The organism is Candidatus Pantoea formicae, from assembly GCF_011752625.1.
Classification (GTDB): domain Bacteria; phylum Pseudomonadota; class Gammaproteobacteria; order Enterobacterales; family Enterobacteriaceae; genus Pantoea; species Pantoea formicae.
Genome location: NZ_VWXD01000021.1, coordinates 18,400 through 31,492 on the forward strand (window position 1 = coordinate 18,400; position 13,093 = coordinate 31,492).

The following is a 13,093-nucleotide window of genomic DNA, read 5'->3' on the forward strand; positions in this document are numbered from 1 at the left end:
TTAGATTCAGTGAACCCGAGGGGAATCATACGATGACGCGTTACCAACATCTGGCTTGCTTGCTCTCAGACAGGATTGAGCAGGGACTCTACCGTAGCGGCGAGCGCTTACCCTCTGTTCGCACGCTTAGTATTGAACACGGTGTGAGCATCAGTACCGTGCAGCAGGCGTATCATCTGTTAGAAGAGAAGCAGCTGATTGTACCGCAGCCGCGCTCTGGCTATTTCGTCGCCACGCGTAAAGCCACGCCTCCTGTCCCTGCGTTAACTCGCCCAGTACAGCGCCCCGTCGAGATCACCCAGTGGGAATCAGTGCTGGAGTTATTGAGCAGCCGCAACAGCGGTAACGTGTTGCAATTAGGTAGCGGCATGCCGGACCTGACCCAGCCGACACTGAAACCATTATGGAAAATTCAGAGCCGAATGGCGCAGAAGCAGGATCTTGACCAGCTCAATTATGACAGTCTGTTAGGCGTTGCGGCCTTGCGTGAGCAGGTCGCGCGTTTAACTATCGACAGCGGCTGTCAGCTCACCGCAGAGGATATTGTGATCACCACGGGCTGCCATGAAGCGCTGTCCGTGTCGATCCGCGCGGTGTGTGAGCCGGGTAATATCATCGCCGTTGAATCTCCGACTTTTCATGGAACGATGCAGACCCTGCGCGGGCTCGGTATCCGTGCCATTGAAATCCCTACTGATTCGGTGACGGGCATTAGCCTCGAAGCCCTGGAGCTGGCATTCGAGCAGTGGCCGATTAAAGCGGTGGTGGTGGTGCCAAACTGCAATAATCCGCTGGGATTTATCATGCCTGAAGCGCGCAAGCGTGCGCTGCTGGCACTAGCTCAACGCTTTGATGCTGCGATCATTGAAGACGATGTCTACGGCGAACTGGCATGGGAGTACCCACGACCCATCACCATTAAATCTCTGGACATGGATGGCCGGGTGTTGCTGTGTAGCTCATTCTCTAAAACGCTGGCACCCGGTTTACGAGTGGGTTGGGTGGCGCCAGGGCGTTATCGCGATCGCGTGTTACATATGAAGTATATCGGCACCGGCTCAACAGCCACACAGCCGCAACATGCAGTGGCCGAATTTATTCGTCTTGGTCACTATGGGCCGCATTTACGACGGATGCGCCAGGTTTATCAACGTAACTACGAGACTTTTAGCTGCTGGGTACGCCACTATTTCCCGTGCGGTATCTGTGTCTCGCGTCCGCAGGGCAGCTTCCTGATGTGGATTGAGTTACCTGAAGCGTTTGATGCGGTTCGGCTTAACACCGAACTTCGCACGTTGAACATTCAGGTCGCCGTCGGATCGCTGTTTTCTGCCTCGGGCAAATATCGTAACTGCTTGCGCCTGAATTATGGGTTGCCCATCAATGAGTATACAGAACAGGCCATCGCCCAACTTGGCGCTGCGGTGGAGCAGGCCATGCACGCCTGTCATATCGAAACGGAACCCGCTTCATCCCTGACTGATTAAAGTGGAAAGGCAGGGCTGGAGAGAGAGGTAGACCAGCCCTGGCCCACTGCCAGCGACAGCGGGCAGGCACACTTTATCCTGACCGGAAAAACACGCTAGCCCGCAGGAAGCGGACTGCGCGTGAGGTTCCAGCCAAATTACCCTGATTGCAGAACGTTACAACGCTTCTGCGGGCTGGGTTCCAGCTTCAACCAGTGCCAGCAGTTCCTGTGTCGCCTGACGCCAGTCTGCCGCCTGAGTAATGGCGCTCACCACGGCAACGCTTCCAACGCCAGTGGCCAAAACTTCAGGTACGCGCGCAAGGGATATACCGCCAATCGCCACAGTCGGTATATCCTGCAACCGTGCCATGTGGCGTTTCAGTTCTATAACACCCTGTGGTTCGGAAGGCATATCTTTGGTTTGCGTAGGGTAAATGTGTCCCAGTGCAATGTAGGAAGGACGCAGCGCCAGCGCGCGGTCCAATTCGGCATCATCATGAGTCGATAACCCTAGACGCAATCCGGCCTGACGAATGGCATCGAGGTTGGCCACGTCTAAATCTTCCTGACCAAGGTGCACGCCATAGGCATTGTATTTAATCGCAAGACGCCAGTAATCGTTGATAAACAGGCGTGCACGGTATTGCTTGCCCAGCGCAATTGCCTCGCGCACTGCGTCTTCCACTTCATGGTCCTGGCAATCTTTGATACGCAGCTGGATAGTGCGAACCCCCGCCTCCAGTAAGCGCCTAATCCACTCTACGCTATCAACAACAGGGTACAGCCCTAATTTCGGGGCGGTAGCAGGAAAGGCCTCGGTCATACTTTTTCCTCTTTAAGGGCATCGGCGGCGTGATAAAGCTCGCCACCACGGCTGCGGAAGGCATCCGACATCTGCGCCATGCCAATTTCAATGGGCTGGGCTTCTGCCTGCTGGCGAGCAGCATATTCGCGCACTTCCTGCGTGATTTTCATTGAACAGAATTTAGGGCCGCACATGGAGCAGAAGTGAGCCACTTTACCTGATTCCTGCGGCAGTGTTTCATCGTGATACGCACGCGCGGTGTGTGGATCCAGCGCCAGGTTAAATTGATCTTCCCAACGGAATTCGAAACGCGCTTTTGACATCGCGTTATCGCGGATCTGCGCGCCGGGATGGCCTTTGGCCAGATCGGCGGCATGTGCGGCGATCTTGTAGGTGATCAGCCCCTGCTTCACATCTTCTTTATTCGGCAAACCGAGGTGCTCTTTTGGTGTGACGTAGCACAGCATGGCGCAGCCAAACCAACCAATCATCGCGGCACCAATGCCGGAGGTAAAGTGATCGTAACCGGGTGCGATGTCGGTAGTCAGTGGGCCGAGCGTGTAAAACGGCGCTTCATGGCAGTGATCCAGCTGTTCGGTCATATTGCGACGGATCATCTGCATTGGCACATGGCCTGGGCCTTCAATCATCACCTGCACATCGTATTCCCAGGCAATTTTGGTCAGCTCGCCTAGCGTGTGCAATTCGGCAAACTGTGCCTCATCGTTGGCGTCCTGAATCGATCCCGGACGCAGGCCATCACCGAGTGAGAGCGCAACATCATAGGCGGCGCAGATTTCACAGATCTCGCGGAAATGCAGATAGAGGAAGCTTTCCTGATGATGTGACAGGCACCATTTCGCCATGATCGATCCGCCGCGCGAGACAATACCCGTCAGACGCTTGGCGGTCATCGGCACATAGCGCAGGAGTACACCGGCGTGGATGGTGAAGTAATCGACGCCCTGTTCTGCTTGTTCGAGCAGGGTATCGCGGAAGATTTCCCAGTTAAGGTCTTCTGCCACGCCGTTCACTTTCTCCAGCGCCTGATAAATGGGTACTGTGCCAATCGGCACTGGGCTATTACGTAAAATCCATTCACGCGTTTCATGGATATAGCGTCCAGTTGAGAGATCCATCACGGTGTCAGCGCCCCAACGCGTGGACCACACCAGCTTCTCTACCTCTTCCTCAATGGATGAACTCACCGCCGAATTACCGATATTGGCGTTTACTTTCACCAGGAAGTTACGCCCAATGATCATCGGTTCAGATTCTGGATGATTGATGTTCGAAGGAATGATGGCACGACCACTGGCGACTTCCTGACGCACAAATTCAGCGGTGATATTCTCCGGCAAGTTGGCACCGAAACTATGGCCCGGGTGCTGTTGCAGTAGCACTTCTCCACGAATGCGTTCGCGGCCCATGTTCTCTCGCACGGCAATGAACTCCATCTCAGGCGTAATAATGCCTTGTCGCGCGTAGTGCAGTTGCGTGACACAGCGGCCTTTTTTAGCGCGGCGCGGCTGTGGCAGGTGTTCGAAGCGCAGGTGATCCAGCCCTTCATCGGCTAAGCGTTGCTGAGTGTATTGTGAACTCAACTGGTGGATCGCTTCGCTGTCATTGCGTTCGGCGATCCAGTTGGCACGTAACTTGGCTAATCCTTGATGCACATCGATGGTGGCTTCTGGATCGCCATAGGCGCCTGCGGTGTCATACACCGGCACCGGTTCGTTATGCTCATACTGCGGATGCTCTTTTGTGCCACCAATATGTGTGGGACTGAGCTGAATTTCGCGCATCGGTACGCGAATATCGTCACGGTTGCCGATGATCCAGATGCGTTTTGATTGAGGAAAAGCCGTGCCTTGCAGCGAATCAATAAATTCCTGCGCTTGTGCACGTTGTTCACGACGAGAAGTTTTAGTAACAGACATAGCAAATTTCCTGAATTAAGGGGAAGTTGCTTGTCCAGAGTTCGGAAGGAGTAACAGGGACGATGCCGGGCGCCAACACGCATCGCTCTGTGAATGTCTACTCTTGTTCCCTTCGCAGGTACTAACCTGATCAGGTTCCGCGGATCCCGAATGAACGGTCTCAGCCCCTTAGGGCACTCCGACAAGGTTGAATTTTACGATATAAGCTACTTTGCTTGCCATTTCACGCCTGGGCAGTGCTCGTGTCCGTCACGTACTACGTGTACGCTCCGGCCCCTGCGCGCTGTCCGAGCGTGAACTGGCTGCGCACGCTACGCTTATATCGCAAAATTTGACTCTAGATTGCTTTAAAGAGACGCATAAAAACGTGAATAGGTCTCAATAAAAAAGCCCATTCAGCATAAAAGGGCTTTTTCGGAATAACAAGTTTTTTACATGGGTGAGGTTAAGCAGGGCGAGCCATACTGCTTTCGTTGGCGACCGGCGGGCGTGCCAGCTGGTTGTCCCAGGCGAGTTGCACCAGCTTATCTTCCAGCGTGAAGCGTGACTCCAGCACTTCGCCCACTTCGGACAACGCCTTTTGGAATTCAACGCAGTTATCGTCGTTAATGGCCTGCTGCAGATGGCTATCATACAGTTGCATCATGCGATCGGTATTCGCTTCCAGAGCAGGATAAAGCTGGGCTGCCGCAATGAGTGGGCTGTCACCCTCCATCTCACTGATAATGCGCTCATAAATACTGAAATGGCCGGTTGAGAGGTAATCCACCAGACTGTGGCAAAACGCATCGAGCGCCTGTTCATCCAAAGCACTGAGCGCCTCTTTGTTGGGCTTCATGCCAATTAATGCGTAATAGCTGACAAGCAACTGTCGGCGTGCGCGCAGCCACGCATCAACGAGTTCATTACCGCCACTTACACGCCTGGCCAGGTCATCTAACTGGGTAAGCATATGGGGCTCCGGGTGAGTTATAGTTATCCATTCCACACTTAACATCAGGATTTCAGCGTGCCATTTGACGCTAAGGACAACGAATAAGATGCAACGTGAGATCTCAAGCGTAGACGCTGGCTGGTGGATTGTCAGCCATGAACAAAAACTTTGGTTGCCGCATGGTGAACTGCCGCATGGCTTATCGGATGATTTTGGCCTCGTGGGCAGCACAGGTATTTTGATTGGCGAGTGGCAAGGGGAGAATGTTTGGTTAGTGCGTGAATCTCGCCCTGACAACATGGGCTCTGTTCGCCAGCTTATCGACGAAGATGTCGGCCTGTTCCAGATCGCTGGGCGCGGGGTTCAACTCGCCGAGTTCTACCGATCTCATCGCTGGTGCGGCTACTGCGGACACGAAATGCACCTCAGTAAACGTGAGTTTGCCTGTCTGTGTCACCACTGTCGCGAGCGCTATTATCCGCAAATTGCGCCGTGCATTATCGTGGCGATTCGTCGCGGTGATGAGATCCTGCTCGCCAACCATGCGCGCCATCGCAATAACATTTACACAGTTTTGGCTGGCTTTGTTGAGGTGGGAGAAACGCTGGAGCAGGCCGTCGCGCGTGAAGTGATGGAAGAGAGCAACGTACGCGTTAAAAATGTCCGTTACGTCACTTCGCAGCCGTGGCCGTTTCCACATTCGTTGATGATGGCGTTTATGGCCGAATACGAGGGCGGCGAGTTGCAGCATGATGGTAAAGAGTTGCTGGATGCAGGCTGGTATCGTTATGACGATCTGCCCTTGTTACCGCCACCGGGCACGGTCGCGCGCCGTTTGATTGAAGATACCGTTGCCCTGTGTCGCGCCAGTGCGTCGTGAAAATGCTACACTGGCGGCCTTAGCATGAGAGAGCCCATTATGAGTGAACTGAAGAACGATCGTTATCTGCGCGCCCTGTTACGCCAGCCGGTAGATGTCACGCCGGTATGGATGATGCGACAAGCCGGGCGTTATTTACCGGAGTACAAAGCCACGCGTGCTGAAGCCGGTGATTTTATGTCGCTGTGTAAGAATGCCGAGCTGGCGTGTGAAGTCACGTTGCAGCCGCTGCGTCGCTATGCGCTGGATGCAGCGATCCTCTTCAGCGATATCCTGACCATTCCTGATGCGATGGGCCTGGGGCTCTATTTCGAAACAGGCGAAGGCCCGCGCTTCTCCAATCCTATTACCTGCCGTGCAGATGTCGACAAGCTGCCGATTCCGGATCCGGAAGGGGAGTTGGGCTATGTGATGAATGCGGTGCGTACCATTCGCCACAACCTGAAAGGCGAAGTGCCGCTGATCGGCTTCTCTGGCAGCCCGTGGACGCTGGCAACTTATATGGTCGAAGGCGGTAGCAGTAAAGCCTTTACCAAAATCAAAAAGATGATGTATGCCGAGCCGCAGACCTTGCATAAGTTGCTGGATAAACTGGCTGACAGCGTCATTCTCTATCTCAATGCACAGATCAAAGCCGGTGCGCAGTCGATAATGGTATTCGATACCTGGGGTGGCGTGCTGACGGGGCGCGATTATCGCGAGTTCTCATTGTATTACATGCACAAAATCGTCGATAGCGTGCTGCATGAGAATGAAGGTCGTCGTGTACCCATCACCCTGTTCACTAAAGGGGGAGGCCAGTGGCTGGAGGCGATGGCAGCGACCGGTTGTGATGCGCTGGGGCTTGACTGGACCACGGATATCGCCGATGCACGTCGCCGTGTAGGCGATAAAGTCGCGCTGCAGGGCAATATGGATCCCTCTATGCTGTATGCACCGCCTGCACGTATCGAGCAGGAAGTGGCGGGTATTCTGGAAGGTTTTGGTTCGGGTGAAGGCCATGTCTTCAACCTCGGCCATGGTATCCACCAGGATGTGCCACCTGAACATGCTGGTGCGTTTGTTGAAGCCGTACACCGTTTGTCCGGCCAATATCACCAAGGATAAGTATGGATCTAGCCGCATTACGCCAGGAGCAGTTAATTCTCGCCACGAATGTGGTGCGGCAAGACGATTTCGAGGTGCTACCGCCACGCTTTATCGGTGGGGCGGATGTGGGATTTGAGCAGGGCGGGGAAGTGACCCGCGCTGCTATCGTCATTCTAGAGTACCCCTCGCTTACGCTGGTTGAACATCGTATCGCCCGTATTCCGACGACGATGCCCTACATTCCCGGTTTCCTCTCCTTTCGCGAAATGCCCGCTTTGCAGGAAGCCTGGCAGCAGCTCGTGCAGCGTCCCGATCTGTTATTCGTTGATGGCCATGGCATCTCTCATCCTCGTCGGTTGGGGGTGGCAGCGCATTTCGGGTCGCTGGTGGATGTACCTACCATCGGCGTGGCGAAGAAAAAACTCTGTGGGCGGTTTGCGGAATTGGATGCAGAGCCGGGTAGCCGTCAGCCATTGGTGGATAAAGGCGAGCAAATTGGCTGGGTATGGCGCAGCAAGGCGCGCTGTAATCCGCTGTTTGTCTCGACCGGGCACCGTGTCGGTTTGGAGAGCGCACTGCATTGGGTTGAACTATGTACAGCGGGCTACCGCTTACCGGAGCCCACGCGCTGGGCTGATGCGGTGGCTTCCGGGCGTCCAGCGTTTCTACGTTGGCAAAATGCGCGTTAACGCTGTTTGCGCGCGGCTTTTGCGGTACACTGCCGCCAGCTAACCTATTGAGAGTAAGTTTGATGTTACAGAACCCCGTCCATTTGCGTCTGGCTAAGCTGGAAAGCTGGCAGCATATGACCTTTATGGCCTGTCTGTGTGAACGGATGTTCCCTAACTATTGGGCCTTCTGTCAGCAGACCGAATTTGCCGATCCGCAGCTTTATCGTCGCATCCTGGATCTTGTCTGGGAAAGCCTGACGGTCAAAGACGCCAAAATCAATTTCGACACTCAACTCGAGAAGCTGGAAGCTGCCATCCCAGATGGCGATGATTTTGACGTCTATGGTGTGCATCCCGCCATTGATGCTTGCGTTGCGCTCAGCGAACTACTGCATGCGCAGTTAAGTGGCGAAACACTTGAGCACGCGATTGAAGTCAGCCGTACTTCCATCACCACCGTTGCCATCCTGGAAATGACCCAAGCCGGTCGTGAAATGACGGATGAAGAGCTGCGTGAAAATCAGGCGGTGATTGATGAATGGGATCTACAGTGGGAGATTTTTCGCCTACTGGCAGACTGCGAGGAGCGCGACCTGGAGCTGATTAAGGGGTTACGTTCTGACCTGCGCGAAGCGGGAATCAGTAACATCGGTATACTTTTTCAGCAATAAGGCGAGAAAACGTGACTTCAGGCCCGAATTAGCGCGCCTGGAGGCTTCACATCAGCCCCCTGTCTGGTCTACATTTGGGGGGCTGAAAATTGTGGCTATCGGTGCGTGCAGGCTGAAGAGTGCCAGAATATGGCTTTTCCCTCGCACTCGTTGCTTAGCAAGCGATAAATACACTTTAAGGATAACTTATGAACAAGACTCAACTGATTGATGTGATCGCAGAGAAAGCTGACCTGTCAAAAACCCAGGCTAAAGCTGCGCTGGAATCTACCCTGGCTGCGATCACTGAGTCTCTGAAAGAAGGTGATGCTGTACAACTGGTTGGTTTTGGTACTTTTAAAGTGAACCACCGCGCTGAGCGTACCGGTCGCAACCCGCAGACTGGCAAAGAGATCAAAATCGCGGCAGCTAACGTGCCTGCGTTCGTCTCTGGTAAGGCTCTGAAAGACGCTGTTAAGTAAGTTTTCCGCATCGCGGTTTAAGCTTTAAAGAGGGGGCGACATCGCCCCTTTTTGCTACAGGGGCCTGTCATGCTGAATACGATGACTCAGCGCGTTTGCGCCCTGTTTATTGGTGCGCTGCTCTCGGGCTGCAGTACCACTCCTGATCTCCCCGCCTTTACGGCAAGCGGCTATTTGGCCGATCGTGGCACTGTGCGCATCTGGCGCAAGAACAGTGACCATCAAGCGATTCACATTCGCACCGTCTATACCCCTTTCAATGGCGATGCCATGGAAACGACCGACTACAATTGGCAGCAGAGCAAGCTGGCCAGCGTAGAGCGTCGTGTGGCGGGCAAGCAGCCTGATGATGTCACGCTGCGTTTTGACCATCTCGGCAATCTCAACTTTATGCAGCGACAGCTAGCTGGCCGACGAGAAGCCGTCAGTGGCGATACGGTTGAACTCTATCGTTTCGATGCACAACGTATGCTGGAGCAAAGTAACGCGTTGCTGAGTGGCCGGGTGTTACTCAGCCAGGGCCATTGGCTAGGCGGTACACAGGTGCGTGATTGTGATGGCAAGATGGTGAAGGCACCGTTCGATAGCGAAATACTGGGAACATTGACTCAGCAGCAACGGAGCCAACCGCAGCCGTTAATGGTGTCGTGGTTAGAAGCACCGGAAGGTGTTCAGCTGTTGCGGGCAACGCCGGAAGATGAGTGCACTTGGCAGCCGAGAGAGAGTGATTTCTGAAGTGAGAAAAATTAAGGGGCACTTTGCGCGCCCCTTGATGATTACTTGCGGTTAATCGCGCGGTAACCAATATCCTTGCGGCAGAAGCTGCCTTCCCAGGAAATATTTTTCGCCAGCGCATAGGCATTCTTCTGCGCGGCAGCCACATCTTCGCCCAGTGCAGTGACGCACAGCACGCGTCCACCGTTGGTCACCACCACATCATCTTTCATCGTGGTGCCCGCGTGGAACACTTTACCATCCGGCACTTCTTCCAGCGGCAGACCGTGGATTTGATCACCGGTATTGTAATCCGCCGGATAACCGCCAGCCGCCAGCACCACACCCAGTGATGGGCGAGGATCCCATTCGGATGTTTGCTGATCGAGCTTGCCATCCACCGCTGACAGGCACAGTTCAACCAGATCAGACTGCAGGCGCAGCATGATTGGTTGTGTTTCTGGATCGCCAAAGCGGCAGTTGAATTCGATCACTTTCGGCTGACCGGCTTTATCGATCATCAAGCCGGCATACAGGAAACCTGTGTAAGTATTGCCTTCCGCTTTCATGCCGTTCACGGTTGGCCAGATAATCTGATCCATCACGCGCTGGTGGATCTCATCGGTGACCACTGGGGCTGGCGAGTAAGCGCCCATACCGCCTGTGTTTGGACCGGTATCACCATCGCCAACACGTTTATGATCCTGGCTGGTGGCCATAGGCAGTACGTTGTCGCCATCCACCATCACGATAAAGCTCGCTTCTTCGCCGTCGAGGAACTCTTCAATCACGATGCGGTGGCCTGCATCGCCGAAAGCATTGCCTGCCAGCATATCCTGCACCGCAGCTTCTGCTTCAGCCAGTTCCATCGCCACGATAACGCCTTTACCCGCTGCTAAACCGTCAGCCTTGATAACGATAGGTGCGCCTTTCTCACGCAGGTAAGCCAGGGCTGGCTCAACTTCCGTAAAGTTCTGGTATTCAGCAGTAGGGATCTGCTGACGCGCCAGGAAATCTTTGGTGAAGGCTTTAGAGCCTTCCAGCTGGGCCGCCGCTTGAGTTGGGCCAAAGATCTTCAAGCCGGCAGCGCGGAACGCATCGACCACGCCGATAACCAGCGGTGCTTCCGGGCCGACGATGGTCAGATCGATTTTCTCTTTCTGAGCAAAGGCTAACAACGCAGGAACGTCAGTGGCGCTGATCGCCACGTTCTGCAGTGCAGGTTCCAGTGCGGTACCCGCGTTGCCCGGGGCCACAAACACAGTTTCAGCTAAAGAAGACTGTGCCGCTTTCCATGCCAGCGCGTGTTCACGTCCGCCATTACCAATCACTAAAATTTTCATCTATTACAGCTCCAGGCTATTAATGGCGGAAGTGGCGCATGTCGGTGAAGATCATCGCAATGCCGTGTTCATCGGCGGCGGCAATCACTTCATCATCGCGGATTGAACCACCAGGCTGAATCACGCAGGTGATGCCGACAGCGGCAGCGGCATCAATACCGTCGCGGAACGGGAAGAAGGCATCAGAAGCCATGGCAGAACCTTTAACTTCCAGGCCTTCATCACCGGCTTTGATACCCGCAATTTTCGCGGAGTAAACACGGCTCATCTGACCGGCACCTATCCCAATCGTCATATTGTCACGTGCATAGACAATGGCATTGGATTTCACAAACTTGGCCACTTTCCAGCAGAACAGCGCATCGCGTAGCTCCTGCTCGCTTGGCTGGCGCTTTGTCACGACACGCAGCTGGCCGGCATCGACCATACCGAGATCGCGATCCTGAACCAGCAGGCCGCCATTAACACGTTTGAAGTCCAGTGCGGCAACACGGCCCTGCCACTGGCCACAAACCAGCACGCGAACGTTCTGTTTTGCTGCGGTGACTTTCAGTGCTGCTTCGCTGGCTGAAGGAGCGATGATCACTTCAACAAACTGACGGCTGATGATTGCCTGAGCAGTCGCTTCATCTAACTCGCGGTTGAAAGCGATGATACCGCCGAAGGCAGAGGTTGGATCGGTTTTGTAAGCGCGCTCGTAGGCATCCAGAATCGAACCACCTACTGCTACGCCGCAAGGGTTGGCGTGTTTCACAATCACGCAAGCCGCTTCATCAAACTCTTTCACACACTCAAGAGCAGCATCGGTATCGGCGATGTTGTTGTAAGAGAGTGCTTTGCCCTGAACCTGCTGTGCGGTAGCAACTGAAGCTTCTGCCACATTCTCTTCTATATAGAAGGCAGCGTCCTGATGGCTGTTCTCGCCGTAACGCATATCCTGCTTCTTGATGAAGTTAAGGTTCAGCGTGCGTGGGAAGCGGCCGGCAGGTTCTTTGCTGTCGCTATGGTAAGCCGGCACCAGGCTGCCAAAGTAGTTGGCAATCATGCTGTCGTAGGCTGCGGTGTGTTCGAAGGCTTTGATCGCCAGATCGAAACGGGTGTCCAGCGTCAGCGAGTTTTCGTTGGCGTCCAGCTCGGCGATGATGGCCTCGTAGTCGCTGCTCTTTACCACGATCGCCACATCTTTGTGGTTCTTCGCAGCTGAGCGCACCATGGTTGGGCCACCGATATCGATATTCTCTACCGCGTCTGCCAGTGAACAGTCGGGTTTGGCAACGGTCTGTGCGAAGGGATAGAGGTTGACCACCACCATATCGATAGGGTTGATCGCGTGCTCGGCCATGATCGCATCATCAGTGCCGCGACGGCCTAAAATACCGCCATGCACTTTCGGGTGCAGCGTTTTGACGCGTCCATCCATCATTTCCGGGAAACCGGTGTAGTCAGAGACTTCGGTGACGGGCAGGCCCGCATCTGCCAGCAGGCGCGCAGTACCACCTGTGGAGAGCAGCTCAACACCACGACTGGAGAGTGCCTGAGCAAATTCGAGGATACCGGCTTTATCAGAAACACTGAGCAGAGTGCGGCGTACAGGACGACGTTGTTGCATGGTGGTTTTATCCCTTGGCTTTGTTTCGCATAAATAAGAGCGTTACATCAAGCTTAGCGTTTCTTTCTATATAGAAGAGAACGCTTGCTTCATGTAACGCCCCAAAAGGGGCATCCTTGACGTCGCCGGGCATTGTAGCGAAAACGTTTGCGCGATGCTCGCCTAAATTCATCTACGCCGATGAATGTGGATAACACTGTGTGTAAGTGGGTATAAGGCGGGGTTTTGCTGTGGAATGCAGCGAACGGTTGTTTTTATTGAATTTAGCGGTTGCGCGCTGAGAACAACTCCCTATAATGCGCATCCATCGAGACGGCACAACGGTTTACGAAGTGCGGTGTTGACAGGAAGATTCGATAAGAACTTCCGCCAGAGAAAAAGCGCTGAAAAAAGTGTTTGACTCTGAAGGAGGAAAGCGTAATATACGCCACCTCGCAACAGCAGCTTAAGGCGCTGATTGCACCGCTCTTTAACAATTTATCAGACAATCTGTGTGGGCACTCGCAGG

General features: G+C 54.2%; 12 protein-coding genes and 1 riboswitch. Of the genes, 7 read left to right on the forward strand and 5 right to left on the reverse strand.

From position 1 onward, the window contains the following. Positions 1-32: 32 nt before the first annotated feature. Positions 33-1,487 carry an aminotransferase-like domain-containing protein gene (locus tag F3J38_RS27125; protein WP_167144355.1) on the forward strand — a complete coding sequence of 485 codons (1,455 nt, stop codon included), beginning with the start codon at positions 33-35 and terminating at the stop codon, positions 1,485-1,487. A 156-nt stretch (positions 1,488-1,643) separates the two neighbouring features. Here the strand turns inward: F3J38_RS27125 and thiE are convergent, their stop codons facing one another. The 3 genes from thiE to rsd all read right to left on the reverse strand — a co-directional run bounded on the left by thiE (position 1,644) and on the right by rsd (position 5,165). Then, positions 1,644-2,291: a thiamine phosphate synthase gene (gene thiE, locus F3J38_RS27130; RefSeq protein ID WP_167144356.1), complete on the reverse strand. Its 648-nt coding sequence runs from the start codon at positions 2,289-2,291 to the stop codon at positions 1,644-1,646. Further along, a complete protein-coding gene (thiC, locus tag F3J38_RS27135; RefSeq protein WP_167144358.1) occupies positions 2,288-4,213 on the reverse strand; it encodes a phosphomethylpyrimidine synthase ThiC in 1,926 nt (641 codons plus the stop codon). The genes thiE and thiC overlap by 4 nt, the downstream gene beginning before the upstream one ends. A 90-nt stretch (positions 4,214-4,303) precedes the next feature. After that, positions 4,304-4,404, reverse strand: a riboswitch (TPP riboswitch). A gap of 254 nt (positions 4,405-4,658) precedes the next feature. Continuing rightward, entirely contained in the window at positions 4,659-5,165 is a 507-nt protein-coding gene (gene rsd / locus F3J38_RS27140; RefSeq protein ID WP_167144360.1) for a sigma D regulator, read from the reverse strand. A gap of 88 nt (positions 5,166-5,253) precedes the next feature. On the opposite strand from rsd, the gene nudC reads away from it, so the two are divergent. The 6 genes from nudC (at position 5,254) to F3J38_RS27170 (ending at position 9,654) form a co-directional block, all read left to right on the forward strand. After that, positions 5,254-6,027, forward strand: coding sequence for an NAD(+) diphosphatase (gene nudC / locus F3J38_RS27145; protein WP_167144362.1), 774 nt, complete (start codon positions 5,254-5,256; stop codon positions 6,025-6,027). Between the two features lie 39 nt (positions 6,028-6,066). Then, positions 6,067-7,134, forward strand: coding sequence for a uroporphyrinogen decarboxylase (hemE, locus tag F3J38_RS27150; protein ID WP_084938305.1), 1,068 nt, complete (start codon positions 6,067-6,069; stop codon positions 7,132-7,134). A 2-nt stretch (positions 7,135-7,136) separates the two neighbouring features. Next, positions 7,137-7,805, forward strand: a complete 669-nt coding sequence (nfi, locus tag F3J38_RS27155) for a deoxyribonuclease V (RefSeq protein WP_167144364.1) — start codon at positions 7,137-7,139, stop codon at positions 7,803-7,805. A gap of 62 nt (positions 7,806-7,867) precedes the next feature. Next, on the forward strand, positions 7,868-8,458 hold the full coding sequence (locus F3J38_RS27160) for a YjaG family protein (RefSeq protein WP_167144373.1): 591 nt from the start codon (positions 7,868-7,870) through the stop codon (positions 8,456-8,458). Positions 8,459-8,646: 188 nt separating this feature from the next. Further along, positions 8,647-8,919: a nucleoid-associated protein HU-alpha gene (gene hupA / locus F3J38_RS27165; RefSeq protein ID WP_006121511.1), complete on the forward strand. Its 273-nt coding sequence runs from the start codon at positions 8,647-8,649 to the stop codon at positions 8,917-8,919. Between the two features lie 69 nt (positions 8,920-8,988). Continuing rightward, positions 8,989-9,654: a DUF1481 domain-containing protein gene (locus F3J38_RS27170; protein WP_167144366.1), complete on the forward strand. Its 666-nt coding sequence runs from the start codon at positions 8,989-8,991 to the stop codon at positions 9,652-9,654. A 41-nt stretch (positions 9,655-9,695) separates the two neighbouring features. Here F3J38_RS27170 and purD read toward each other — a convergent pair whose 3' ends face one another. Both purD and purH read right to left on the reverse strand, forming a co-directional pair. Next, positions 9,696-10,976, reverse strand: a complete 1,281-nt coding sequence (gene purD, locus F3J38_RS27175) for a phosphoribosylamine--glycine ligase (RefSeq protein WP_167144368.1) — start codon at positions 10,974-10,976, stop codon at positions 9,696-9,698. 19 nt (positions 10,977-10,995) lie between these two features. Further along, positions 10,996-12,585: a bifunctional phosphoribosylaminoimidazolecarboxamide formyltransferase/IMP cyclohydrolase gene (gene purH, locus F3J38_RS27180; protein ID WP_167144369.1), complete on the reverse strand. Its 1,590-nt coding sequence runs from the start codon at positions 12,583-12,585 to the stop codon at positions 10,996-10,998. Positions 12,586-13,093: the final 508 nt, after the last annotated feature.